Here is a 25,767-nt window from a genome sequence, read left to right as displayed (position 1 = left end):
TAGCATCAAAATTTTTATGTCCCATCCAAATCAAAAAAGCAATGCGGGCGATTTGGAGTCACACACATTGCTTTTATAAATTATTCGGTTGTCTGTTTAGAATGAAATTTTGCTTCCATTCGATAAATACGCGAACCTTTTTCGGCAAATTTATGTTCATACTCAGTCGGAATATTATCCCCTTCGTCTTCTTGATGGAGGTTCAAGTTAATTTTTGTAAAATACATGCCGAATTGAGACATACTCTCAAGACTATATGCAAACAATCCGCGATTATCTGTTTTAAAATGAAGCTCACCATCTTCACGAAGGATTTGTTGATAGAGCGCTAAAAAGCTACGGTAAGTTAATCGACGTTTGGCGTGCCGTTTTTTCGGCCATGGATCAGAAAAGTTTAAATAAATTCGGTCCACTTCGCCTTGACGAAAATAGTCTGTTAAAATGACCGCATCGTTACATAATAATTTAATATTCGTTAAGTTATGTTCGCGTACTTTATCCAACACACGAATCATCACATTTTTATCTCTTTCAATGGCAACATAGTTAATATGTGGATTTTGCTGAGCTAAGGTCGTAATAAACTTGCCCATGCCAGAACCGACTTCTATGTGAATCGGCTGTTGTCGTTCGAACCACTCACTCACTTGATGGGCATGCACGGCTTCTAAATCCACAATATCGTTATGCTCAGTTAAGTAAGACTCAGCCCACGGTTTATTTCGCATTCTCATGATTATTCATACTCCCTAAATAAATACATTACTCTTCATGACTTCATTTAAGAATTTGAGCCAAGTATTCATATCTTTATAACGTTTATGTTCTTCGTTCCACTGAATCATACCAATAGACTGAATCACCGTATACCATTTCATACGTTTTTTTAAATTCATCGTTTCTTTCACTTCATATGTGTCAAACCAACTCGACCATTGCGCTTCAGGCACGTAGTTGTAGAGCAGCATACCGATATCAATGGCAGGGTCAGCAATCATCGCACCCTCCCAATCGACGAGAAAGAGTTCATCTTTATCTGATAAAAGCCAGTTATTATGATTGACATCCCCGTGAACTACCGTATAAAAACGTGGATCAAACTCCGGCATATGGTCTTCCAAATACGTTAAAGCCTTTCTCACGATATGATGCGTTAACACATCACGAGACAAAGAGGCGTTAATTTTATGCAACATAATTTCAGGTGTGATAGGCGCCATCTCCATACGCTTCAACATCGTTAACAATGGTTTTGACTGATGAATTTTTTTCAACAAATGCGCCACACGATTTTGGGCCATTTCTTGCGATTCTAGTTCACGCCCATTTTTCCAATGTTGGGCTGTTACCACTTCGCCTGTTTCGATACGTTTTGTCCAAACCAATTTAGGCACGATGCCTTCTGCTGATAATGCAGCAATAAATGGATTGGAATTACGTTTCAGAAACAACTTTTGACCATCTTGTTCAGCCATATAAGCTTCACCAGACGCACCACCAGCCGAGTCAAGCGTCCATCCTAACTGATAAAACTGCTCCACAACTCGTTCACCTCACTTTCAAATAGAAAAGGCTCAAGAAATTTTTTCAAGAGCCATATTTAAATCATTTTTTCAATGATTTTAAATTCACGTTCATGTTTTGCACTCATTTAAGATTTTATAATTATTGAGCCTTTTTTTCAACCAAAAATGAAACACAAAATGTGACTTTTTACCTTTATCCGTTTTGAAAGTTTCACAAACTCTTCATAATACTGTCAAATCAGCCTACTTAGTGTGAATGTGAATGAATATATCTTTCAAAACCTTCTTGTAGACGTCTTGTAATCGGACCCACTTCACCGTCATTAACCACTTCACCATCGATTTTAACGACAGGCATCACTTCGGCAGACGTACTTGAAATGATTACTTCATCAGCGTCTTTCAAAAATGCTAATGAGAATGCTTCATCTTTAAAGGTAATTTGCTCATCATCACAAATCCATTTAATCACCTGACGTGTAATCCCTTTTAAAATTAAATTGTTCGCCGGATGTGTGTATACAACGCCATCTTTAATCGCATAAACATTACTTGAAGCACCCTCTGTCACTGTACCATCACGATGTTGAATCGCTTCAGTCGCATTGTATTTTGTCGCATATTCTTTCGCCAATACGTTACCTAATAAGTTTAAACTTTTAATATCGCAACGTAACCAGCGAATATCATCCGTAGTAACGACTGAGACACCCTCTTCAAGCGCTTTAAACGGACGATCGTATGATTTTACGAAAGCTGTTAATACAGGTTCTACTGATGGCGTTGGAAAAGCATGGTCACGTGGTGCAGCACCACGTGTCACTTGCATATAGACCCCACCATTTGTCACATTATTCACTTGTGCGAGTTCACGAACAAGTTCAGTCAATGATTCCACTGTATAATTTAATTCTAAACCGATTTCACTCGCACTGCGTAATAAACGTTCGAAATGTTCTTTAGCAGTAAATAATTTGTTGTCATAAATGCGAACGTATTCGTAAATACCGTCTCCAAAATTGTATCCACGGTCATTAAAAGCGACTTTAGCCTCGCTTTCTTCTACAAAACTTTCATTAATCAATACTTTTGTCATAGATTATCCCTCCACACAAACCGCATAAATCGCTTCTAAATAGATGCTCGTTGCGTTAAATAGTTGTTTTTTCGTGATGTATTCATTTTTTTGATGCATTAAATCTTCTGAGTCCTCAAACATCGCACCGAACGCGACACCTTTATCTAAATTACGGGCATACGTCCCTCCGCCAATCGTAAATGATGGGCGCATGTCTCCTGTTTGGTTGCGATAAGCTGTGAGTAATTTTTGCACAAATGGATCTTCAGGGTTCACAAAATGAGGTGTTTGTACTTTAAGACCTTCAATGTCAAAGCCTAATGCTTGAATCTCGGCAGTAAAGTCGCTGATGGCACGGTCAAAATCAAAACCTTCTGGATAACGTAAATTAATGCCGAACGAACCTCCTTCATCTAAGTCATAGCGAATAACACCGATATTTGTTGTTAAATCACCCATCGAATCTGAATGGAACTTCATACCCATTTTTTCACCAAAGTGAGAATCAAATAAGTATTTTTCTCCAAAAGCTGTCCATGATTGCGCAGATTGATTTAAATTCAACGTGTTTAAGAAATGAATTAAATATAAACCAGCATTCACACCAATAGATGGATCCATGCCGTGTACAGCTTTACCAAAAACAGTTAATTTCAAAATGCCACTATCAATTTCGTGGTGGCCTTCTAATTGATGTTCTGATAAAAATGCTTCAAAACGTTGAATCGTATCCGTCATATTTTCTTTTACTAAAATATCTGCATTGGCAACGTCTGGTACCATGTTGAAACGTTCACCGGAAGCGAACTGCTTCAATTCGATTTCAGGTTCATCGTCATCTAACGTTAAAGTTTGCTGTTTAATCGTAAATGTCGTAATCCCTTTTTCACCGTGAATGAGTGGGAATTCTGCATCAGGTGCAATACCAATCGTCGGCATTTCTTCAGTTTTGAAATAACGTTCTGTACATTTCCATTCAGACTCTTCGTCTGTTCCGATAATAATATGTATTCTCTTTTTCCAATCGACATTCATATCATTAAGAATTTTTACTGCATAATAAGCCGCAATAGTAGGCCCTTTGTCATCAAGTGTTCCACGCGCAATAATACGGTCGTCCGTCTCAACAGGGTCAAATGGATCTGAATCCCAACCGTCACCGGCTGGCACAACATCAACATGACCTAAAATACCAAAAAGTTCTTCACCTTTACCGATTTCGATACGGCCAGCTAAATGATCGGTATCAAATGTATTAAATCCATCGCGCTCAGCTAACTGATACATATATTCCAGTGCTGCCTTAGGACCTGGACCCACTGGCGCGTCTTCCGTAGCTTCTGTATCATTACGGACTGATTTAATAGCTAAAAGTCCTTTTAAGTCTTCGATCATTTGCGTTTCATATTCTTGTACTTTTTCTCTCCACATGCTGATCAACTTCCTTTTTTTCATGATTGTATTTCTTATTTTACATGAATTATTCATTAAACGACAGTAATATTTCTGCACACTTTTTTAATTTTTCTGATAAAACATTGTCCTTCATTTTAAAATGGCGATACACTCGCGGAAATACTGAAAATATTATCATGAAAAAACATCTTACATAGAACTCAAGTCATCATAGGCACCATGAGTTCTATAGCAATTCATAACAATGCTACAAATGTCCTCAAAACTGTGACAGTAAAATTAAAAAACAGACGCTAAGGGCATCGACATGACACCTTAACGTCTGGTTTTAAAAATGTTACTTGTTCGGTTCGTTATCACGCACCACATGTAAATTGTGTGAAGAATCTCCGCCACCTTCATCATCAAACAAAGCTTCTCTGTCATCTAAGTTATCCTGTTGTTCGCTATTCAATAACTGTTCTTTTTTCTCATTAATAAATGATTTCGGATCTTGTTTTGCTTCGTTAATATAAGCTTTTGGATCCTCTTTCACTTTATTAAATTCTTGCGTTGCAGCTTCACTCACTTGTGCTGCTTTTTCTTGTGCGCGCTTTTTGTAGTCTTCCGGATTTTCTTTATATTTTTGATATTCTTGCTTCAAGTTTTCGCGGTTTTGTTTATTTGAAAGTACAACTGCTGCCACTGCACCTCCAATACCAAGAATCGCTTTAAACAGTTTTCCTGATTTTGCCATCTTTAATCACCTCAAATACTTTTAATGTAAGGTTACCCGACAGATATGCAAGTTAAACCTCTTTCAATTAAATATTTGACCGATTAACGATAATTCAGTAATTTTAGCTCATCCTCTGTTAAAGATCGATAAGCACCTGGTGACAGTGATGAATCTAACGTGAGGTCGCCAATAGACACTCTTTTTAACCCGACAACCTCATTATCAATCGCATGAAACATTCGCTTCACTTGATGGTACTTCCCTTCTTGAATTGTAACGAATGCCGTCATTGAATCATCCAAAATTTCAAGATGTGCAGGTTGTAGCCTTCCCTCTTTTAATGTGATACCTTCTTCAAAACGTTTTGGATCATTTGTTTTCAATGCATACTTCGCTTTAACCCAATACGTTTTCGATACATGCTTATTTGGATTCATCAACGCATGGTTAAATTGACCATCATTCGTAATTAACAAAAGCCCTTCTGTATCTTTATCAAGCCGACCTACTGGAAATAAGTCTAAATGTCGGTAGCCTTCAATTATGTCAATCACTGTTTGATGTTGATCATCTACCGTTGCAGAAATGACGTTTTGAGGTTTATTCATCATCAAATACACAAACGGTTCGTAAGCAATCACACGCCCCTTCACTTCGACCACATCATGCTCTGGATCAATTTGTGTTTTAGAGGACTTGATTTTCGCGCCATTATGCAATACATGCCCTTTTTTCAACAGTGCTTTAACTTCTGTACGTGTACCGACACCCATTTGCGCTAAAAATTTATCAATACGCATTATAAAAAGCTCACTTTACGTCTAATTTTGTTTGGAATCTCACCTAAAAACTTATCTGCCAAGCGTGTTTTCATCGTTAATACTGCATAAATAATAACACCGACGATAGCACAAATGACTGTAATAATAAATGCGCCGACATGACTTGCTGGTGAAATCACGAATTGAAAGCCAAAATAAATGATTTCAACAATAATCATCATCATAAAGCTATATAATAAAATTTTACATACATCGATAATCGTCTCGTTAAATTTGAAACGCGCATATTTTTTAAGAATGAAAAAGTTACATACAATCGCAAAAGTTAATGCAATCGCTGTACTTAAAATCGCACCAGCTGTTTCAAACATAATAATTAAAGGCATGTTTAAAATGAATTTCAACACGACTGAACCAACAATGACGAACACCGTTAATTTTTGCTTATCAATCCCTTGTAGCATCGATGCCGTCACACTCAATAGTGAAATCAAAATCGCGACAGGTGCATAGTAGAACAATAGACGACTGCCATCCATACTGTATTCATAAAACACCGTATAAAGTGGCACAGCTAAGGCCATAATCCCTAAACTTGCCGGCACGGTAATGTACATCAAAACACCTAATGACGTACGAATTTGACGATGCATTTCAACATAATCGCCTTTTTCATATGTTTTAGTAATAAATGGAATTAAACTAATCGCAAATCCAGCAGCTAAAGACGTTGGAATCATAACAATTTTATTCGTTGTCATATTGAGCATCGTAAAAAATGTACCTTGTAAACTCGTTTCCACGCCTGCAATGGATAATGCATTATTGTGCGTCAATTGGTCCACAATCATAAACAATGGGAAGTTAAGACTTACAATGACGAATGGAATACTGTATGAGAGAATTTCTTTGTACATTTTTGAATATGACACATCAATCCCCGTCATATCCGAAGCCACCATTTCATGTATACCGCGACGCCGCTTAATCCAATACCACCAAAGTGTTAAAATACCTGCAATCGCACCAATCGCAGCACCGAACGTCGCGATACCATTTGCTAATAATACAGAGCCATCAAAGACATTTAATACGAGATAGCTACCGACTAAAATGAAAATGATACGTGCAATTTGTTCTGTAACTTCGGATAATGCTGTCGGTCCCATCGATTTGTAACCTTGGAAGACCCCTCGCCAAGTGGCTAACACTGGAATAAAAATAACGACAAAGCTAATCGTACGAATAATAGCAGTAATTTGATCGACTGTCCAACCCGCATTTTTATCCATATTATGCGCAATCGTGACAGACGCAATCATTGGAGACAAGAGATATAAAATGACAAAGCCTAATATACCTGTAATACTCATCACGATAAAGCTGGATTTGTACAGTTTTTGACTGACACGATATGCACCTAATGTATTGTATTTCGCAACGTATTTCGACGCCGCAAGAGGTACACCTGCAGTGGCAACAGCTATCGCAACATTGTAAGGTCCATAAGCATAGTTAAAAGGTGCAAGATTATCTGCACCGCCTATGATTTGGTAAAACGGGATAACGTAAATAATGCCTAAAACTTTTGTAATTAAAATACTTAAAGTTAGTAAAAATGTTCCCCTTACTAATTCCTTGTTTTCACTCATAGATAACCTACCTACTCTACATTTTTTCAAGATTTAATTATAACACAATACGGATATTATACACTGATTGAGAATATGTTAAAATCAAAATATCAATTTTAAGGGGTTTTTATAAAATGTATCAAACAATTGTGATCGGTGGCGGGCCGAGCGGATTAATGGCTGCCATTTCATCAAGTCAAAACGGGCAACCCGTACTCCTGTTAGAAAAAAAGAAAGGTTTAGGACGAAAATTAAAAATATCCGGCGGGGGTCGTTGCAATGTGACGAACAACTTGCCCTATGCTGAAATTATTCAACACATTCCTGGAAATGGAAAATTCTTATACAGTCCTTTTTCAATTTTCGATAACCAATCTATTATCGAATTTTTTGAATCGCGTGGTGTTGCATTAAAAGAGGAAGACCATGGTCGTATGTTCCCTGTATCAAATCAGTCACAAGATGTACTCGATGCATTGATTCGTGAATTGAAACAAAATAAGGTTACAGTCAAAGAAGAACAAACTGTAGTGGACGTGAAAAAAGTGGATTCAGACCATTTCCAAGTCCAACTTCAAGATGGTGATACGTATAAAGCAAAAACAGTCATTGTTGCGACTGGTGGCACAAGTGTACCCCAAACTGGGTCAACAGGCGATGGCTATCGCTTTGCACAATCACTAGGTCATCACATTACAGAACTTTTCCCTACAGAAGTTCCGATTAAATCAAACGCACCATTTATTAAAAACCAATCACTTAAAGGGTTGAGTCTAAAAAACGTCGGTCTATCTGTCTTAAAGAAAAATGGCAAAAAACGCATTACTCATCAAATGGACATGCTCTTTACACATTTCGGTATTAGTGGCCCTGCCGCACTGAGATGTAGTCAGTTTATTTATCACGAGCAAAAAAGTCAGAAGCAACAAAACATTCAAATGCAAATTGATGCCTTTCCTGAAATCAATGAAGAAGCACTTAAACAAAAAATCACGAAGCAGCTCAAATCACAACCCGATAAGCATATTAAAAATGCACTCAAAGGGTTGATTGAAGAACGCTACTTAACACTGATCATTGATAGCGCCGGTATTCCGTTTGAAACGACATACCATCATATCAGCGCGCAACAACTTAGCACACTCGCACATCAATTCAAAGCATTTACTTTCGAAGTCTACGGCACATTACCGTTAGAAAAAGCTTTCGTAACCGGCGGCGGCGTTTCCATCAAAGAAATCGTACCCACGACTATGGAATCTAAAATCACACCTGGCCTATATTTATGCGGTGAAGTATTGGATATTCATGGATATACGGGCGGTTACAACATTACGAGCGCCCTTGTTACGGGTTACGTCGCAGGTTACTTCGCTGGCTTTGTAGAATAAAAATTAACCCTGCCACACAACATTCCCCCATCTCAAATTGATAACGAGCTGGGGGTTTTGATTGCTGTATCCATTCAAATGTTAACATCATTAATCTCCGCATTTGGCCGTCTCAACGCGTACAAAGAGCTATGTTAAGGTGAGTGGTGGCTTTTGATAGTTTGTGTTGTTGTTTGTCCCCCCCACCCCCCTACATATTGCAAGACCGTGCAAGACTCCTGAGAGGAAAGTTGAAAGCAAAATCAAATCATTGAATTATGAGAGTGGCTACTTTTTAACGCAGTAGCTATCTGACTTCTCAATGCTTTTGTCGGTGAGAAGTCGAGTCAGCCTTGCGGGGGCAGTACGACGAAATCTTTGTTGTACATGAGATTTCTGTACTGCTCCCAAAATCCAATTCGGCCTCCATCAAGTGTATGCTTTAATCCAGCCGAATTTAGTTGAAGGATCAGCCCCTAGGAAAGGGAAGGCAAGTGCTGCAATCAAGAAATATTAAACTAAACTTTTCGAAATGTTCAACAACCTACAAACACACTCAAATGTAATCGAAATGTTCACCAAACAACAACACAAAAACACTGCTATTATCGCATGGTCTCCCACACAACAATAACAGTGCATCATCATATTCTAAATACGCTTAAACTCTAATCCTTCTTCCCCCCAAGCACGCATACCACCTTCAACATTCACCGCATCAATCCCGTGATCATTCAAAAACGCAACCACTTTCGCACTTCTCACACCGCCAGCACAAACAATGTAGTACGTCGTATCCTTTTTGAAATCATCCACATGATCCGGAATGTCATTCATCGGAATATGTTCAGCATTAGGAATCATTCCCATTGCCACTTCTTCATCTTCGCGTACATCGACAATATTTACTGGTTCTGAACTTAAAACAATCTCTTTTAATTCATCTGTAGTAATTTCTTTCATTATCCTCTACGCTCCCTCATTCTTCTTTATTTCGCGACAATATTCACCAATTTTTGTGGAACTGCAATAACTTTCTTAACATCTTTGCCCTCAACTGCAGCTTTAATGTTGTCATTGGCTAACGCTGTCGCTTCCATATCTGCTTTACTCATATCTTTAGGAATTTCGATTTTAGCACGAACTTTACCATTCACTTGAACGACAATTTCAACCACATCTTCTTCTAATAGCGATGGATCGAAACTTGGCCATGGTTGGTAAGTAATCGTTGTATCATGTCCTAAAATAGACCATAATTCCTCACCGACATGCGGTGCAATAGGGGCTAGCATTTTCACAAAACCTTCTGCATAAGCTTTAGAAATGTTGTCAGCCTTATAACATTCATTAATAAAGACCATCAATTGACTAATTGCCGTATTAAAACTTAATGATTCGAAGTCTTCAGTGACCTTTTTAACTGTTTGATGGTAAACCGTTTGTAATGCTGGTGTGTCACCTTCAATCACTTTATCCGTGAGTTGACTGTCTTCAGTGACAAATAAGCGCCATACACGATCTAAGAAGCGACGTGAACCATCTAAACCATTTTCACTCCACGCAATTGAAGCTTCTAATGGCCCCATAAACATTTCATATAAACGTAAAGTGTCTGCACCATGTGAACGAACGATATCGTCTGGATTCACCACATTACCTTTTGATTTGCTCATTTTTTCGTTACCTTCACCTAAAATCATACCTTGGTTGAATAATTTTTGGAAAGGCTCAGACGTAGGAACAATGCCAAGATCATAAAGCACTTTATGCCAAAAACGTGCATATAATAAGTGTAATACAGCATGTTCAACGCCACCGATATAAAGGTCAACAGGCAACCAATGTTTAAGCTTTTCAGGGTCGGCTAACATTTGATCATTTTTAGGGTCGATATAGCGTAAGTAATACCAACAGCTACCCGCCCATTGTGGCATTGTGTTTGTTTCACGACGCCCTTTCATACCGGTTTCAGGATCAACGACATTCACAAAATCATCAATATTCGCAAGTGGTGATTCACCTGTACCTGAAGGCTTGATTTCATCCGTTTTAGGTAGTAATAAAGGTAATTCGTTTTCCGGTACCGTTGTCATTGAGCCATCTTCCCAATGAATAATCGGAATCGGCTCACCCCAGTATCGTTGACGACTAAATAACCAGTCACGGAGTTTATAATTCACTTTCTTTTCTCCAAGGCCTTTTGCTTCTAATAGTTCAATCGCTTTTGCAATCGCCGCCTCATTGTTCAGACCGTCTAATTCACCAGACTGAACGTGTGCACCGTCACCAGTGTAATAAGGTGTCTCTGCATCGTTTTCAATAACTGTCACAACTGGTAAATCAAATGTTGTCGCAAATTCGTAGTCTCTTTCATCATGTGCTGGAACAGCCATCACAGCCCCTGTCCCATATGAGGCTAACACATAATCAGCAATCCAAATAGGCACTTGCTTTCCTGTAAACGGATGAATCGCATAAGCCCCTGTGAAGACACCTGTTTTTTCTTTTGCAAGATCTGTACGTTCTAAGTCAGATTTTTTCGCCGCTTCATCTTGATAATGTTTCACTTTTTCATATTGTTGTGGTGTCGTAATACGATTCACTAAAGTATGTTCAGGACTTAACACTAAAAATGTTGCACCGTAAATCGTATCTGGACGTGTTGTAAATACTTCAATCGGTGTGTTGATATTTTCGACTTTAAAGTTCACTTTCGCCCCTTCAGAACGACCAATCCAGTTACGTTGCATATCTTTAATCGATTCAGGCCAATCAAGTGTATCTAAGTCTTCAAGTAAACGATCCGCATATTCTGTGATTTTCAATACCCATTGTTTCATCGGGCGTCGCACCACTGGGTAGCCCCCACGTTCTGATACACCATCGACCACTTCTTCATTAGATAGTACTGTGCCTAACGCTTCACACCAGTTTACCGGAATTTCATCAATATACGCTAATCCCTTTTTATAAAGTTGAATAAAAATCCATTGTGTCCATTTATAATAATCAGGGTCTGTCGTACTGACTTCACGATCCCAGTCATAACTAAAACCAAGCTCTTGAATTTGACGCTTAAATGTTTGAATGTTACGTTTTGTAAATTCGGCTGGGTCGTTTCCAGTATCAAGTGCATACTGTTCAGCAGGTAAACCAAACGCGTCCCACCCCATTGGATGTAATACATTGTAACCTTGCATACGCTTATAACGTGACAATATGTCAGTTGCTGTATAGCCTTCTGGATGCCCCACATGTAGCCCTGCACCTGATGGATAAGGGAACATATCTAATGCATAAAATTTCTTCTGCCCGATATTATCTTCTGTTTTAAACGTTTTGTTCTCTAGCCAATACGTTTGCCACTTTTTTTCGACTTCTTGATGATTGTAACTCACAATTAAATCCTCCTCATTCATAAAAAGACACCTCAAACTATTCATATATGCTAAGGGACGACTTTTGCCGCGGTACCACCCTCATTCACTCCTAGAAGTGCACTTCATTTTAAATAGTAAGAGATGTCATTTATTTTTCATTATTTATTGGCAAGTTCACTTAAAGTTTTTCGTTAGTTCGCACCACCACTAACTCTCTGTGGAAACCCTTTTAAGTTACTACTCCAGTCCAGTACGACCACATGCTTAATTCGTAATCATCTACTATATTATGCAATTTGGTACGAAGATGCAAGTGTCATTTACTGTGATTAACGATATAACGTTTTCGGATCAACTTTTCTATCATAAATCGTAAGGAATGCCATAGCGATGACGAGTAAACCTATCATTGATAAAAACATGATTTGCATATTGAACACATCGACGAGTATCCCGCCAACTAATGGACCGAAAGCTTTCCCCACTGTTGAAGCAGAATTCACAATGCCTTGATAGACCCCTTCTCTACCTTTAGGCGCTAAATTATTAGCAATCGTTGGTACAGCAGGCCAAACGAACATTTCTGCAAATGTCATAATGACCATCCCTACAACAAAAATTGAAAATGATGTCGCAAAACTTGTCACGAAAAACGACAATATAAATACGACTAATCCAAAGTAAAGTTGCTTTTTCAGCTGCCCTTTAATGAGGTGAATAATCGGTAATATTAAAGGTTGTCCTACTAAAATGAGCACCCCGTTCACTGTCCATAACAAACTATATTGACTCATAGAAATACCAATACTTTGTGTAAATGACGCAATAGTTGTTTGCCATTGAACGTATGCAATCCAACATAGCGCAAACATCACACATAATAAAATGAGTGCTGTGAAATGTTTCTTGTTTTGAATGTGCGCCACATTTTCCAACGTTTCTTGATGTTTAACCGTCGCTTGATAGTCCATATTAAATTGAAATAATGCGATAAAGAAGAAAATGACATACATCGCCAAATTCGCCATAAAAATATAATTAAAGCTTAGTTCAGCAACAAAACCACCTAGCGCTGCACCTAATGCCACACCGATATTTTGTGCTAAGTAAATCGCATTAAACGTTTGTCTTCCCCCTTGAGGCCACACTGCTCCAGCCATCGCATAAATAGCAGGGATAATCATCCCACCGCCAAAACCGAGCATAATGAGCCAAATCGCATACCAAGGCCAACCGTGGAAGAAATTTAATAAAATGGTAGCGCACAAACTCACAATCGTGCCTAACATAATTGTCCGATATCCTCCAAGTTTATCGAACAATGTCCCACCAAGTAAATTTCCTACAATCATTCCAAATGAATTGACCATCAGTACGAGCCCAGCAGTACTTAATGATTTGTCGAGTTCCTCATTCATATAGATCGTATTCAACGGCCATAAAAAACTCGCACCTGTGATATTAATCGCCATCCCAATGACGAGCCACCATATTTCTTTAGGCATATTCACTGATGTTTCACTCCTTTTTGTCTCTAGCACACACTATAACACGTTATAATGAAAATATGTTAAAATCTTCAAATACTGTTTAAGAAAAATGGCGAATACGATATGATAAAAACAGTTTAAACATAGAAAGTTGAAAGGAAGATTGTGATGGGCACTTATTTCCCATATGCTTTTGAGAAGAAACGATATCATACTTTAAATTATCATCTAAAAAATAAATTTGGACAAAAAATATTTAAAGTTGCTTTAGATGGTGGTTTTGATTGCCCTAATAGAGACGGTACAGTTGCGCACGGCGGTTGTACTTTTTGTTCAGCAGCAGGGAGTGGTGACTTTGCGGGTAACCGTGCTGATGCTATCGAAGTACAATTTAAAGAGATTAAAAATAAAATGCACGAGAAATGGCACGAAGGTCAATACATTGCATATTTCCAAGCCTTTACCAATACACATGCGCCCGTTGCTGTATTGCGAGAAAAATTTGAAGCTGCATTAAAAGAACCGGGTGTTGTCGGATTATCTATCGGGACACGTCCAGATTGTTTACCAGATGACGTCGTGGACTACCTCGCCGAATTAAATGAACGTACATATTTATGGGTAGAGTTAGGTTTACAGACCATTCATCAAGAAACATCGGACTTAATCAACCGTGCACATGATATGGATTGTTATTACGAAGGCGTCGCAAAATTACGCCGTCACAACATTAAAGTATGTTCACACATTATTAATGGCTTGCCTGGTGAAGATTATGACATGATGATAGAGACTGCAAAAGCGGTTGCTCAAATGGATGTCCAAGGAATTAAAATTCATTTGTTACATCTATTAAAAGGTACACCTATGATGAAACAATATGATAAAGGTTTACTTGAATTTATGACGAAAGAACAGTACATTCAACTCGTCTGTGATCAACTCGAACAATTGCCACCAGAAATGATCGTCCACCGTATTACAGGTGATGGTCCTATTGATTTAATGGTCGGTCCCATGTGGAGTGTCAATAAATGGGAAGTATTAAACGAGATTGACGCAGAACTTGAACGTCGTGGAACTGTTCAAGGCGCATCTTATAGTTCTCAGGTGCACATATGATAGTCGAACGTATTTTACCTTTTGCCAAATCATTAATTCGAAGCCATACTACATCAGAAAGTGTCGTCATTGATGCAACATGTGGTAACGGTCATGATACAAAATTTTTAGCAGACCTCGTCCCTCATGGTCATGTTTATGGCTGTGACATCCAACAAGAAGCCATTGAAAATACAAAACAACGTGTTCACGATTACAACAATGTTTCTCTTTTTCATACAGGGCACGAATGGATTACACAATATATTAGAGACGAACATCTCACTCAAGTACATGCTGCCATTTTTAATTTAGGTTATTTACCGAAAGGCGACAAATCTATCGTCACACAATCAACGACTACACTTGCTGCTGTTCAGACGATTTTTGATATATTACAACCAGAAGGCATCATCGTTTTAGTCGTTTATCCTGGTCATGAAGAAGGCAAGGAAGAAAGCATGACTTTGATGAAGCATTTGGCAGCGTTTGATCAACAACGTGCTCATGTTTTGAAGTATGAGTTTATTAATCAACAAAATCGACCACCATATGTGATTGCGATTGAAAAAAGAGCGTAGTGTCAAATGAGGTTAAAGCGTTGTAAAAGATGTGTAGATTTTTAAGTTTGTTTCAGTTTTGTAGATTTTAAATTGGAAAACGATACCCCAATCCTTTTGATTTAGCACTCAATATTTAGCTATCTGGTCATGCGTTTCAAAAGGTGGGCGTATCGTTTTCATTCTTATATCCTACTTCAAGTAAATTTAAAAATTCATTGCTATATTACTTCTTTCAAAATACTAAGAGAGATGTGAATGCGGTGAATTAAAGCTTTTGTATTGATTTCAAATTTACGTTCATCGCTCACTACGAGAAAAACCAACGACAATCCTCATTAGGGAAGCGTTGGTTTTATAATAGGTAGTATGAATAATTTATTTTCATTTGCACTCTCTTTTTAATTCAATGTCGTCTTTGGTGATGCCAAGAATTGCGGGCTTTTGTAGCTCTTCAATTCTTTTTAGCTTTTTCAGAATGGGTGGATTAAATCTTGATATCAAATGAGAGTCGCATTGGTCTTTAAATATCACAGCCGTTGACAATGTCATTTAATAATGTTCTCAAATGTGCATCTCTTTTTTCGATTTCCATACATGTAAAATTAATTAAGTCTTGCTTGTCCGCTTCTTTATCCTCATTAAAATGAATAATAACGGTTCTTTCATCGTTTGTCGGACGCTCTTTAACAATCCATTTCATTTCTACCAAATTGTTGTACGTTCTTGTACGCTTATAAGTCTTAACTTTCACGTAGTCATCCATTTCTTTTAACGTCATAGAACCTTGATTCCAAAGTGTCAGTAAAATCAAAAACTCTTCTTTCGATAAACGATATTTTCCCTCAATTTCTTCAAAAATGGCTTCAACTTCTTTTTGCAGTTGGTCCAGGCGCATGATATCGCTCACTTTATAATTATTTTTTTCAGTCATAATAAACCCCCATTCTTTTCTACCTATCGTTTATTTGTACCCACAAAATAGAAATCTAATCATATTTAATATTTTAGTAATAATTTGTCATTTTAAAATCGCATTCTTAAGTTTTTACCCTATTTGATTGTATATGACTGACTTTGAAATAAAAGAAAGAATGCATATTTTAAAAAAGGTGAGCATTTTTAACAGCAAAAAACGGCCCTACACTCTACAAAAAGAGATAGGACCATTTAAAACTCTATTTATTTATTATTTTTCATTAGAAAAGGTGAGAAATAGAATCTTGCATATCTTTTAAAATTTTAACAGATTTAGCAAATTTTTCTTTTTCATCGTCATTTAATGGTGTTTCAATGACACGTGAAGCACCATCACCATTGATCACTGTCGGCACGCCAGTGTACACACCTTCATGACCGTATTCACCTTCTAAGTAACTAGACACTGTTAATACGATGTTTTGATTTTTTAAGATGGCTTTTGAAATATGCATTAATCCCATTGCCACACCGTAGTATGTTGCACCTTTTGCTTTAATGATGTCATAAGCTGCATCACGAGTATTCACATAAATATCTTCAATTAAATGTGATTTTTCAGGGTCGTTTTTCAATTGTTCATAAATTGAAACACCTGCAATTGTTGCGCCAGACCATACTGGCACTTCAGAATCACCGTGTTCACCAATGATATAACCATGAATACTTGCAGGTGCTACATCGAAGGCTTCACTAATTAAATGTCTGAAACGTGCTGTATCTAAAATTGTTCCTGAACCGATAACTTTGTGTTTTGGTAAGCCTGAGTATTTTAAAGTAACGTAAGTTAAAATATCTACTGGATTGGCTGCGATTAAGAAAATACCATCGAAACCGCTATCCATAATTGAAGTCACAATATCTTTATAAATTTTTGCATTTTTTTCTACTAAGTCTAAACGTGTTTCGCCAACTTTTTGAGGCGCGCCTGCACAAATCACAACTAAATCTGCATCACCACAGTCAGAGTATTCACCTGCTACGACTTTAACTGGGGAATCTGCATACGGTGCACCATGGTTTAAATCTAATACATCTCCAAGCACTTTATCTTTATTGATATCAATAATAACCAGTTCATCTGCTACACCTTGACTCATCATTGTAAAGGCATAGCTTGCACCCACTGCACCATTACCTACTAATACTACTTTATTACCTTTTGTCTTCATGAAAAACACTCTCCTAACTATGCCAAATTTGTTCACTATTTATTACTTGTGATTCTTTTCACATATATAACTTAACACGTTTTCCATATTCTTTCAATGATAAAATTTTAGGACAAACGAAAATTAATCATTTATCCTATACTTTTTGTATATTTTTAACTTATTTAAGACTATTTTCATCTTCAACTAAATAGCCTGCCGCATACACCCGATTGTTTAAAAAGCTTAAAATATAACGCATGACAGCTTCACGTTCGGGTTCATTATGAATCTCATGTGCAAGAAGTGGCCACGCTTTAAAATAAACTTCATCTAAATTCAATGAGTGCAATAATTGGTGCGTCACTTCAGTATCAGAAATCTGATCAGCCGTTCCATACATGACACACATCGGTTTTGCCGTTAATTTATGAAGATGGTCGGCTGTGTCTTTCATGGTACGTACAACTTCTTTATACCAATGATAACTCACTTTTTTTAACATCATCGGGTCATTTCGTGTTTCTTCTTGGACTTCTGGATTGTGTGTCAGTACCTCAGCTTCAATGCCTATATCAAACTTTGTGCCTTTTGAAATGTCGCCAATGTTGGATGCTAAAATATTTTTACGAGTTTTATAATGTTTTTGAAATGCGAGTAGTGGCGAAAGTAAGATTAAACCTTCGATATCCAATTGCACTTTTTCTAATAAATTTAAACAAATCAAACCACCTAATCCGACACCAATCATAAAAATAGGCAAATGATATTCTTCAGCAATTTCTACCCATTCCAACACACGCTCTTGGTAGACTTCAAAGCTTTGGATTTGCCCTTTGTTCATACGTGAAGTTTGGCCTTGTCCTGGCAAATCACCCATAATAACATGGTAGCCATTGCGTTTTAAATGTGTAATAACATAAGCATAACGTCCTGTATGTTCTAACATGTTATGTACAATGACGATGACCCCTTTAGCCTCACCTTCAGTTTCCCATTTCCACATACTACATTATCCTTCCTTTAATTCTATGTATTATAACATCTATTATAGCGTGACTTCCCTACTCATCGCGACTAAAAACATAAAAATACACGTGAATCCTTCATGACCGAGTGCCACAACCTTTTCACGTGTTGCATTTATTTTATACAAGTTTAAATATTTTACGCATCCAATCGACACGTAATAATAGTACGGTTAGTAAAATTTCATAAAATGTAGGGAAAAATTTTGCCACTAAGAGTAACATCAATTGTCCAAAGAAAGTGCCCTCACCTTGGCTTACATTGAATTGTGCTAAAATGCCGACGTCGATCACATTCAAACCTACAATGACTACGATAACTGGCCAAATTTTCTTTGTTAAAAAACCTAATATTAAACCGATAACGACCAATATAATCAGTTCAAATATAAAATACTGCACAAATGTATCTAACTGCGTCCCAAAAATGTAGAATGCCATATCTCTAAACATTACCTATCTCCCTCAAATCGTTTTCACTTTATTTTATCACGATTCACTTGTCTGCTATTTAAAGATATCGTAAAGATTCAGATCAATCATTTACACAATGTTAATATTCATGACAGTCCTTTATGATGTTTAGAGGAACTTCACAATGATTTCATCATAGCTTGACATAAACGTGCTATATTGAAAATAAACAAAGTCAGATTAAAGGAGTTCATAATGAAGCTCGTTTATAAATGTTTGTTTTGCATCGTCCTATTTTTATGTACACCACTCATCACAGCGATCGCTCAAGAGCCAATTACGATAGAAGCACACCATTAATCCATATATAATGAATACTCTTTTTATAACCTTTTTTACATTTAATTATGCCGTCACCACTCAACTTTGTAAAATTCGCACCTTTTTACATGAAAACGTTTTCTTCCCTTATCTCTTCATGATACACTGATATTACATCAGAAACATAATGGGAGGAATTCAGCATGGCCTTAGTCAAACACTTTTTTATCGCATTGTCTAATAATGCATTTTTAAATTCAGCAGCGAAAATCATTGGGCCTTCATTAGGGGCAAACAGAGTAGTCGCGGGGAATACAATTGATGATGTGATTAAAACAATTAAACGACTGAATGAGAAAAATATTTCAGCTACAGTAGATAATCTCGGTGAATTTGTGAATAACGAACGAGATGCTATTGAAGCGAAAAATAATATATTAAAAGTGATGGAAGCGATTCATAAACATCAATTAGACGCACACATGTCTGTCAAACTGAGTCAACTCGGTAGTGAATTTGACCGTGCACTTGCATATCGTAACATTCATCAAATCGTTTCTAAAGCGCAAGAATACGATCATATGCATATCAACATTGACACGGAAAAATATGATAGCTTATTCGATATTACACAAACATTAGACCGTTTAAAGCCTGAGTTTAACAATGTGGGTACCGTCATTCAAGCTTATCTATTCAAAGCAGACGTATTGATTGATAAATATCCAGACTTACGCTTACGACTCGTTAAAGGGGCTTACAAAGAATCACCATACATTGCATATCAAGCAAAAGAAGAAATCGATGAAAATTATATTCGCTTAATTGAAAAACGTTTATTGACTGCGAAAAACTTTACGTCGATTGCAACACATGATCATCGCATCATTAATCATGTGAAAGAATTTATTAAAAAACATGATATCGATAAATCAAAATTTGAGTTCCAAATGCTTTATGGCTTTAGATCCGAACTCGCTGAAGAAATTGCAAATGAAGGTTACAACTTTACGATTTATGTCCCATTTGGTGATGATTGGTTCGGTTATTTCATGCGGCGTTTAGCAGAAAGACCTCAAAATATCACACTAGCGCTTAAAGAGTTTGTGAAACCAAAAGCGTTAATTTCTGTTGCAGGTGCCACGTTAGGCACACTTGCGTTATTTAAAATTTTGAAGCGTAAACCTTAAAGGGTATCAGCACATAAATAGAAAGCAGGGACTGGGATATTATGTCCCAGTCCTTGTCTTTTTATCTTGGGTGTAACGACAAAGATGCTACTCACCTATTTTAAATACACGTATTTGATGTCGATTAAGCGTTCATTTGTCGAAGTAAGTTCGCCATTTCAATAGCACCGACTGCAGATTCTGCACCTTTATTGCCTGCTTTTGTACCTGCGCGCTCAATCGCTTGTTCAATATTTTCAGTCGTCAATACACCAAAAATAACTGGTACGCCCGTATCATCACTCGCTTTCGCAATCCCTTTAGCCGCTTCATTACAGACATAATCATAATGCGATGTTGCACCACGAATGACACATCCTAATGTTACGACAGCATCATATTTGCCTGTTTGTGCCATTTTTTTAGCGACGATTGGAAGTTCAAAGGCGCCTGGTACGTAAGCGACATCTATACTATCTTCTGCCACTTGATGTCTTCTCAATGCATCTTGAGCCCCATCTAATAAACGTCCTGTAATTAAATCATTAAAACGACTCACCACAACTCCAATTTTTAAACCTTTACCATTTAATTGACCTTCGAATTTCATCATACTTCCTCCTCTATTTATATTAAATGACCCATTTGTAATTTTTTCACTTGCATATAATCATGGTTGTGCACATTCGTTTCAGTGATGACTGGGATACGTTTACCAATTTGAATACCATAGCGCTGTAATCCTAATAATTTTTCAGGGTTATTGCTCAATAGATTAACCGTTGTAATATTAAAATACTTTAAAATTTGCGCTGCAATGTCATAATCACGTAAATCCGGCTCAAATCCAAGTGCTTCATTCGCTGAAACGGTATCATAGCCTTGTTCAATTAATTCGTAAGCTTTTAGTTTATTCATTAAACCAATGCCACGCCCTTCTTGAGGCAAATAGAGCAACATGCCACCGTGTTGTTGGATATACGCCATTGACGCCTCTAACTGTTGACCACAGTCACATCTTTCACTATGAAATATATCACCTGTCGCACAAGCGGAATGGACGCGGACATTCATCGTGGGTTGAATGTCACCTTTGACGAGCGCTAAATGTTCTTCTCCGTCAATATTTGAAGTAAAACCATACATGTCAAATTCACCAAATTGGGTTGGTAATTTAATTTTCGCTTCCACTGAAATCAATGTACGTTGTGATTTAATATATGCAACAATATCTTCAATCGAAATCATTTTCAAGTTGTGTTGCGCTTTAAACCGCTCTAATTGTTCTCCTTTGGCCATCGTCCCGTCATCATTCATAATTTCACATATCACACCGGCTGGACGTGCCCCTGTTAACTTCGCCAAATCGATTGTCGCTTCAGTGTGCCCCCGACGTTCGAGGACCCCATGCTTTTTAGCGATTAACGGAAAGATATGACCAGGTTGATGAAATGTTTCAGCAGTCATTTTTTCATCTATCAGTGCTCTCGCTGTTACTGTTCTTTCAAAAGCACTAATTCCTGTTGTTGATTGCACATGGTCAATACTTTGTGTAAATGCCGTACCGTGGGGATCGCGATTGTGTTCGACCATATTATCAAGTCCCGCTTGTTGGGCAATCTCTGCTGTAATTGGTGTACAAATGAGGCCTCTCCCGTGGGTCGCCATAAAATTAATTGTGTTTTCATCCATCCACTCTGTAATTGCAACAAGATCACCTTCATTTTCGCGATCTTCATCATCAACGACAATAATCGTGCCGCCTTGTTTCAATGCTTCTAACGCTTCTTCAATTTTGTCTAATTGCATGTAACGCCCCTCCTTAAAAACCTGCATTCAATAATTCTTCTACTGACAGCTGTGATTTTTCCTTTGTGATGGCTTGGACATATTTAAAGAGCATATCTGTTTCTAAATGCACCGGATCACCTTGTTTTTTCTCAGCAAGAATGGTTGCTTTACGTGTTTCTGGAATTAAATGAATATCAAAACAATCTCTAAATTTTTTAAAAACCGTTAGACTGATACCATCAACAGCAATCGACCCTTGTGGAATCATTTGATCGATTAGACACGGTTCAGCTTTAATTGTATAAATCCATTCATTTTGGGATGTTTGAATGTGTTGAATCACGCCTTTACCGTCGACGTGACCTTGTACAAAATGGCCACCTAACCTCCCAGTAGCTAATAATGCACGTTCTAAATTAACGGTATCATTCGTTTTTAAATCTGCTAAATAGGTTTTATTTTCAGTTCCGTGAATGACATCGACTGTAAAGCTATATTGATCAAAGCGCGTCACAGTCAGACATGTACCATTCACACTAATCGAGTCGCCTATATGCATATCGTCTAATATTTTTTTACATTGAATTGTCAGTGCTGTTGTAGGGTTACGTTTTTGAATATGTTGAACTGTACCGACCTCTTCAACGATACCTGTGAACATGTCGTCACTTCCTTTGCATTCGGAGTTTCAAATCGGTATCTATTATGTCAGTTTGTACAATTTCAAATTGTGGAAGTTGGTTTAAAGGGGTCACCAATGGAGTTTGATAAAATTGATTCACACCTTGACCACCTATGATTTTCGGGGCTAAATATAGGATGAAGTGCGTCACCAAACGAGACGCTAAAAATTGTGAAGTTACATTAGGGCCTGCTTCGACAAGGACATGACCATAACCTTTTTGATATAAATCTTTGAGCACATCTTCAATTTGAATGTCGGTTTGCTGAATTATTTCAACATGGTCGAATGATGAAGTGAGTGCTTGATTTTCAGTATAAATATAAATCGGTGTCACATGATCTTGGAAAAGTTGTGCATCCCAGTTGATTTTGCCGGAGCGCGATAAAATCACTTTCGCTGGATGATGTCCATCTTCCACGCGTGTCGTTAAACTTGGATTATCATGTGTTAGCGTGCCATTTCCAGTTATTATCGCATCATGAGAATGTCTCAATTGGAAAACATCTGCCTTTACTTGTTTAGAAGTAATCCATTGACTTTCAAAATGATCCGTCGCTTGTTTACCATCTATACTGGCGCTCACCTTAACTGTCACAATGGGAACAGCACCTTCTTTACTGCGATAAAAAGCGGCATACAATTGCTCGGCACGTGGATGTGGACGATATTCCACCTCAATACCATGTTGCACCATCACGTCATGGCTTGTTTCTTGTAATGTGGTATCTTTGGCAGCATAAACGACTTTCGCTATACCAGTGTCAATGATACGTTGTGCACATGGAGGTGTACTGCCGTAGTGTGAACACGGTTCAAGGGAGACGTAAATCGTAGCACCTTTAACGTGTTTAGCACCGGCCATATCAATCGCTTGAATTTCAGCATGGCGTTCACCTTTTTTTAAATGTGCACCAAAACCGATGATACGCCCATGTTTCACAATGACGGCTCCTACTGCTGGATTCGTTCCAGTTTGGCCTTGTGTCATTTCTGCCAATTGTATCGCATAGTCTAAATAATGGTTCATACTTTCACCTCAATAAAAAACCACTCGATTGTCGACTTCGAGTGGTAGGATGTATGAAAAGTGATCAAAACACATTGATTCTTTTTCATTCAAAATTTGGATACGACAAATAAACTCACATATTGTATGTGAAAAAATGTCGTCACTATTCTTCCTCCCATCCAGACTTTAACTGTCGGCTCTAGATTCTCACTAGATCAGCCATATCAAATCAATGATACGGGTCGCAGGCTTATATTTTACTGCCGGTTGGGAATTTCACCCAGCCCCGAAAGAATATATGAAATTGTATTGAGAATAAAAGATACACATGGACCTATCAAAAGTCCATGCGTCTATATTAGCGTATCTTTTTAAAATTTACAATTGATTAAACATCAAATCTTCAGCATCACCAATTAATAATATAATGATTTATCACAACATTAAAGCTCTCTCCGCCCTAAAACAGCGTCTTTATTTTTTCTTCTTTTTCTTCTTCGTTTTTTTCTTTTTTGCTTTTTCTTCCGCTTTCTTTTGTTGTTTGCGCGCTTCTTTTTCTAGAGCCTTTTTTGCTTTATAGGTGTCATATAAGTTTTCTACCGCACTGACTGCCTGTTGAATAATCATGCTCACGCCATTACGTTCAAAGTTAACACCGTTTGTCATTTGTCCAATTGCACGCATGTTGTTGAGTGTACCATATAACGGACTAATGACTTCATTCGTTGATGGCACGATTTGGATCCCACCAAGAGGATGTGCCTGGACGATTTGACGATTCGCCACATCTAGAAGTAATGCATCGTCATCATCTAATTGACTCAAATGTTTTTTCGGACCCGTCGCATTAATGACTACATCCATTTTCATTTCTTCATGAACATTTTTAAAGCGCAAACGGTATTTACCGTAAAATTGACGCACATGCTCCAAACCAGACAACACTTGTAAATGGCCAGCTTTGATTTCTTCCACCAACAATTGTGCTGTTTCTCTAGGCATTGGATTTGTATTCTCTTTCATGTAGCGGTGGTATTTGTTGATAAATTGTTCTTGGTCTTCACGACTTAAACTATTCCAAATCCAATTCATATTTTCTTTTAACGTTTCAAACATACTTTGTAATGCACCGACTTCTTCTGGATGATTCAAATCATAATTCAAGTCACGAATCGCATCATATTTACGACGTTTCAATAATTTTTCTAATGGTATATCTCGTACTTCAAATTCTTTTTTAAACAATGCTACAGCGTCTTCTAATGGAACGACGCCCATGTTTTCTGCCTTCAGCGCATCAAAATTTTCCAATGTTAAAAATTGAAAGGTAATATCCTGCATCGTTCCACGCACACTCGGTAATTTACCACTACGACTCGCCATCACAATCGGTTTACGCTGATGATGACTTAATGCGTGACGTACAACATCTAAACTTGCTAATCCTGTCCCAATAATCGCCACAGCATCGTCATCATCTACTTCAGCTAACGTTTGATTAGCAGGATAAGGTGAATGAATGTACCCTTTTAGTCCTTTTAAATCAAATGGATCGTTGTAAGACATCGTACCAGTCGTAAAGAACACATAATCATATTTTTGACACGAATCGACATCGTTCCCTGTACATACGACAATACGTTTAGGAGTAATTTCACTTTCTTGCTCTTCAATATACATATGCGTCACTTCTTGTTTGATGACATTGACATTTTCAAATGTTGTGTCAAATTGTTCTAAATAACTTTTCATATAGTGACCAAATACGTATCTCGGCAAATAATCCGCATCACCGTAATCAAACGTATCTTGTTCGTTATACCATTCTCTAAATTCTAGAATGTTATCGACGTTTAATGATAAATGATCAACAGGCACATTAATCAAAAAATCTTCACTATCATTTTGAAAAGGTTCTCCTTGCCCCATGTTATAAGCATTATCATATAAATCTACTTCAATCTTCTTAAATTGCTTATATTTTACGAGCTGTCGCAAAACGCTCACACCTGCTGTTCCCATTCCAACAATGGCTACTCTCATTTTGCACCATCCTTACTCTAATTTGTACATTGCTTCTCTATTATACCCTGAATGATACCTATTAATTAATCATTTTACATTTTACTATCGTATTGGTCCTGTTCGAGTCATTAATGATGT

General features: G+C 37.5%; 23 protein-coding genes, 1 riboswitch and 1 other annotated feature. Of the genes, 4 read left to right on the top strand and 19 right to left on the bottom strand.

All coding sequences use genetic code 11. The features are described from left to right. Positions 1–80 precede the first annotated feature (80 nt). From trmB to P3U61_RS05030, 7 genes are all read right to left on the bottom strand, one after another. Complete coding sequence (trmB, locus tag P3U61_RS05060) at positions 81–734, bottom strand: tRNA (guanosine(46)-N7)-methyltransferase TrmB (RefSeq protein WP_015729335.1); 654 nt, start codon at positions 732–734, stop codon at positions 81–83. Between the two features lie 15 nt (positions 735–749). Next, positions 750–1,541 (bottom strand): phosphotransferase family protein, encoded by a 792-nt coding sequence (locus tag P3U61_RS05055; protein ID WP_014613619.1) that lies wholly within the window; start codon positions 1,539–1,541, stop codon positions 750–752. Positions 1,542–1,773: 232 nt separating this feature from the next. Further along, positions 1,774–2,622, bottom strand: a complete 849-nt coding sequence (gene dat / locus P3U61_RS05050) for a D-amino-acid transaminase (protein ID WP_014613618.1) — start codon at positions 2,620–2,622, stop codon at positions 1,774–1,776. 3 nt (positions 2,623–2,625) lie between these two features. After that, entirely contained in the window at positions 2,626–4,035 is a 1,410-nt protein-coding gene (gene pepV, locus P3U61_RS05045; protein WP_014613617.1) for a dipeptidase PepV, read from the bottom strand. Between the two features lie 322 nt (positions 4,036–4,357). Next, complete coding sequence (locus P3U61_RS05040) at positions 4,358–4,756, bottom strand: YtxH domain-containing protein (RefSeq protein ID WP_014613615.1); 399 nt, start codon at positions 4,754–4,756, stop codon at positions 4,358–4,360. Positions 4,757–4,839: 83 nt separating this feature from the next. Then, on the bottom strand, positions 4,840–5,538 hold the full coding sequence (locus P3U61_RS05035) for a pseudouridine synthase (protein ID WP_014613614.1): 699 nt from the start codon (positions 5,536–5,538) through the stop codon (positions 4,840–4,842). Next, complete coding sequence (locus P3U61_RS05030) at positions 5,538–7,172, bottom strand: putative polysaccharide biosynthesis protein (protein ID WP_063278941.1); 1,635 nt, start codon at positions 7,170–7,172, stop codon at positions 5,538–5,540. Before P3U61_RS05030 ends, P3U61_RS05035 begins: the two co-directional genes overlap by 1 nt. A gap of 116 nt (positions 7,173–7,288) precedes the next feature. Here P3U61_RS05030 and P3U61_RS05025 point away from each other — a divergent pair, with 116 nt between their 5' ends. Next, the gene (locus P3U61_RS05025; RefSeq protein ID WP_110160868.1) at positions 7,289–8,545 is read left to right on the top strand and encodes a BaiN/RdsA family NAD(P)/FAD-dependent oxidoreductase; all 1,257 of its coding nucleotides are present in this window, start codon (positions 7,289–7,291) and stop codon (positions 8,543–8,545) included. Between the two features lie 630 nt (positions 8,546–9,175). Here the strand turns inward: P3U61_RS05025 and P3U61_RS05020 are convergent. From P3U61_RS05020 to P3U61_RS05010, 3 genes are all read right to left on the bottom strand, one after another. Then, entirely contained in the window at positions 9,176–9,487 is a 312-nt protein-coding gene (locus P3U61_RS05020) for a rhodanese-like domain-containing protein (protein WP_015729339.1), read from the bottom strand. Between the two features lie 26 nt (positions 9,488–9,513). Continuing rightward, positions 9,514–11,928 carry a leucine--tRNA ligase gene (gene leuS / locus P3U61_RS05015; RefSeq protein ID WP_181137779.1) on the bottom strand — a complete coding sequence of 805 codons (2,415 nt, stop codon included), beginning with the start codon at positions 11,926–11,928 and terminating at the stop codon, positions 9,514–9,516. A gap of 47 nt (positions 11,929–11,975) precedes the next feature. Further along, positions 11,976–12,167 (bottom strand) — a binding site (T-box leader). A gap of 69 nt (positions 12,168–12,236) precedes the next feature. Beyond that, entirely contained in the window at positions 12,237–13,418 is a 1,182-nt protein-coding gene (locus P3U61_RS05010; RefSeq protein ID WP_015729341.1) for an MDR family MFS transporter, read from the bottom strand. Positions 13,419–13,565: 147 nt separating this feature from the next. On the opposite strand from P3U61_RS05010, the gene P3U61_RS05005 reads away from it, so the two are divergent. Together P3U61_RS05005 and P3U61_RS05000 are read left to right on the top strand one after the other, a co-directional pair. Beyond that, positions 13,566–14,519: a tRNA modification radical SAM protein MnmL/YtqA gene (locus P3U61_RS05005; protein WP_014613608.1), complete on the top strand. Its 954-nt coding sequence runs from the start codon at positions 13,566–13,568 to the stop codon at positions 14,517–14,519. Then, positions 14,516–15,079, top strand: coding sequence for a tRNA 5-(aminomethyl)-2-thiouridylate-methyltransferase MnmM (locus tag P3U61_RS05000; protein WP_014613607.1), 564 nt, complete (start codon positions 14,516–14,518; stop codon positions 15,077–15,079). Before P3U61_RS05005 ends, P3U61_RS05000 begins: the two co-directional genes overlap by 4 nt. A 502-nt stretch (positions 15,080–15,581) precedes the next feature. Here P3U61_RS05000 and P3U61_RS04995 read toward each other — a convergent pair. The 4 genes from P3U61_RS04995 to P3U61_RS04980 form a co-directional block, all read right to left on the bottom strand. Further along, positions 15,582–15,992 carry a transcriptional regulator, SarA/Rot family gene (locus P3U61_RS04995; protein ID WP_065520454.1) on the bottom strand — a complete coding sequence of 137 codons (411 nt, stop codon included), beginning with the start codon at positions 15,990–15,992 and terminating at the stop codon, positions 15,582–15,584. Positions 15,993–16,257: 265 nt separating this feature from the next. Continuing rightward, positions 16,258–17,208 carry an L-lactate dehydrogenase gene (locus P3U61_RS04990; RefSeq protein WP_014613605.1) on the bottom strand — a complete coding sequence of 317 codons (951 nt, stop codon included), beginning with the start codon at positions 17,206–17,208 and terminating at the stop codon, positions 16,258–16,260. A 160-nt stretch (positions 17,209–17,368) separates the two neighbouring features. Beyond that, positions 17,369–18,193 carry an alpha/beta hydrolase gene (locus P3U61_RS04985; RefSeq protein WP_323695720.1) on the bottom strand — a complete coding sequence of 275 codons (825 nt, stop codon included), beginning with the start codon at positions 18,191–18,193 and terminating at the stop codon, positions 17,369–17,371. Positions 18,194–18,335: 142 nt separating this feature from the next. Then, positions 18,336–18,668: a hypothetical protein gene (locus P3U61_RS04980; RefSeq protein ID WP_014613603.1), complete on the bottom strand. Its 333-nt coding sequence runs from the start codon at positions 18,666–18,668 to the stop codon at positions 18,336–18,338. Between the two features lie 485 nt (positions 18,669–19,153). Here P3U61_RS04980 and P3U61_RS04975 point away from each other — a divergent pair, with 485 nt between their 5' ends. Then, positions 19,154–20,140, top strand: coding sequence for a proline dehydrogenase family protein (locus P3U61_RS04975; RefSeq protein ID WP_096536547.1), 987 nt, complete (start codon positions 19,154–19,156; stop codon positions 20,138–20,140). Positions 20,141–20,264: 124 nt separating this feature from the next. On the opposite strand, the gene ribH is transcribed toward P3U61_RS04975, so the two are convergent. From ribH to P3U61_RS04950, 5 genes are all read right to left on the bottom strand, one after another. After that, complete coding sequence (ribH, locus tag P3U61_RS04970; RefSeq protein WP_031253731.1) at positions 20,265–20,729, bottom strand: 6,7-dimethyl-8-ribityllumazine synthase; 465 nt, start codon at positions 20,727–20,729, stop codon at positions 20,265–20,267. Between the two features lie 17 nt (positions 20,730–20,746). Then, positions 20,747–21,928: a 3,4-dihydroxy-2-butanone-4-phosphate synthase gene (ribB, locus tag P3U61_RS04965; RefSeq protein WP_110160359.1), complete on the bottom strand. Its 1,182-nt coding sequence runs from the start codon at positions 21,926–21,928 to the stop codon at positions 20,747–20,749. A gap of 13 nt (positions 21,929–21,941) precedes the next feature. Beyond that, positions 21,942–22,571 carry a riboflavin synthase gene (locus P3U61_RS04960; protein WP_096533966.1) on the bottom strand — a complete coding sequence of 210 codons (630 nt, stop codon included), beginning with the start codon at positions 22,569–22,571 and terminating at the stop codon, positions 21,942–21,944. 4 nt (positions 22,572–22,575) lie between these two features. After that, positions 22,576–23,622 (bottom strand): bifunctional diaminohydroxyphosphoribosylaminopyrimidine deaminase/5-amino-6-(5-phosphoribosylamino)uracil reductase RibD, encoded by a 1,047-nt coding sequence (gene ribD / locus P3U61_RS04955; protein WP_014613597.1) that lies wholly within the window; start codon positions 23,620–23,622, stop codon positions 22,576–22,578. A gap of 145 nt (positions 23,623–23,767) precedes the next feature. Next, positions 23,768–23,902: riboswitch (FMN riboswitch) on the bottom strand. 176 nt (positions 23,903–24,078) lie between these two features. Further along, positions 24,079–25,647, bottom strand: coding sequence for an FAD/NAD(P)-binding protein (locus P3U61_RS04950; RefSeq protein WP_063284446.1), 1,569 nt, complete (start codon positions 25,645–25,647; stop codon positions 24,079–24,081). Between the last annotated feature and the right edge of the window lie 120 nt (positions 25,648–25,767).

It is taken from the genome of Staphylococcus pseudintermedius (genome assembly GCF_034042775.1).
Taxonomy (GTDB): Bacteria; Bacillota; Bacilli; order Staphylococcales; family Staphylococcaceae; genus Staphylococcus; species Staphylococcus pseudintermedius.
The sequence above is the reverse complement of the archived record's forward strand: the minus strand, read 5'-3'. Positions and strand labels throughout refer to the sequence as shown.

What these genes read in the sequence shown, in the direction of transcription:
- P3U61_RS04985 (WP_323695720.1), bottom strand. Translation starts at nt 18,193, where the DNA reads ATGTGGAAATGGGAAACTGAAGGTGAGGCTAAAGGGGTCATCGTCATT.
- P3U61_RS05040 (WP_014613615.1), bottom strand. Translation starts at nt 4,756, where the DNA reads ATGGCAAAATCAGGAAAACTGTTTAAAGCGATTCTTGGTATTGGAGGT.
- P3U61_RS04960 (WP_096533966.1), bottom strand. Translation starts at nt 22,571, where the DNA reads ATGTTCACAGGTATCGTTGAAGAGGTCGGTACAGTTCAACATATTCAA.
- ribH (WP_031253731.1), bottom strand. Translation starts at nt 20,729, where the DNA reads ATGAAATTCGAAGGTCAATTAAATGGTAAAGGTTTAAAAATTGGAGTT.
- pepV (WP_014613617.1), bottom strand. Translation starts at nt 4,035, where the DNA reads ATGTGGAGAGAAAAAGTACAAGAATATGAAACGCAAATGATCGAAGAC.
- P3U61_RS05005 (WP_014613608.1), top strand. Translation starts at nt 13,566, where the DNA reads ATGGGCACTTATTTCCCATATGCTTTTGAGAAGAAACGATATCATACT.
- P3U61_RS05020 (WP_015729339.1), bottom strand. Translation starts at nt 9,487, where the DNA reads ATGAAAGAAATTACTACAGATGAATTAAAAGAGATTGTTTTAAGTTCA.
- P3U61_RS04950 (WP_063284446.1), bottom strand. Translation starts at nt 25,647, where the DNA reads ATGAGAGTAGCCATTGTTGGAATGGGAACAGCAGGTGTGAGCGTTTTG.
- P3U61_RS05000 (WP_014613607.1), top strand. Translation starts at nt 14,516, where the DNA reads ATGATAGTCGAACGTATTTTACCTTTTGCCAAATCATTAATTCGAAGC.
- P3U61_RS05030 (WP_063278941.1), bottom strand. Translation starts at nt 7,172, where the DNA reads ATGAGTGAAAACAAGGAATTAGTAAGGGGAACATTTTTACTAACTTTA.
- ribB (WP_110160359.1), bottom strand. Translation starts at nt 21,928, where the DNA reads ATGCAATTAGACAAAATTGAAGAAGCGTTAGAAGCATTGAAACAAGGC.
- P3U61_RS04995 (WP_065520454.1), bottom strand. Translation starts at nt 15,992, where the DNA reads ATGACTGAAAAAAATAATTATAAAGTGAGCGATATCATGCGCCTGGAC.
- trmB (WP_015729335.1), bottom strand. Translation starts at nt 734, where the DNA reads ATGAGAATGCGAAATAAACCGTGGGCTGAGTCTTACTTAACTGAGCAT.
- P3U61_RS04975 (WP_096536547.1), top strand. Translation starts at nt 19,154, where the DNA reads ATGGCCTTAGTCAAACACTTTTTTATCGCATTGTCTAATAATGCATTT.
- ribD (WP_014613597.1), bottom strand. Translation starts at nt 23,622, where the DNA reads ATGAACCATTATTTAGACTATGCGATACAATTGGCAGAAATGACACAA.
- P3U61_RS04990 (WP_014613605.1), bottom strand. Translation starts at nt 17,208, where the DNA reads ATGAAGACAAAAGGTAATAAAGTAGTATTAGTAGGTAATGGTGCAGTG.
- P3U61_RS05035 (WP_014613614.1), bottom strand. Translation starts at nt 5,538, where the DNA reads ATGCGTATTGATAAATTTTTAGCGCAAATGGGTGTCGGTACACGTACA.
- P3U61_RS05025 (WP_110160868.1), top strand. Translation starts at nt 7,289, where the DNA reads ATGTATCAAACAATTGTGATCGGTGGCGGGCCGAGCGGATTAATGGCT.
- P3U61_RS04980 (WP_014613603.1), bottom strand. Translation starts at nt 18,668, where the DNA reads ATGTTTAGAGATATGGCATTCTACATTTTTGGGACGCAGTTAGATACA.
- dat (WP_014613618.1), bottom strand. Translation starts at nt 2,622, where the DNA reads ATGACAAAAGTATTGATTAATGAAAGTTTTGTAGAAGAAAGCGAGGCT.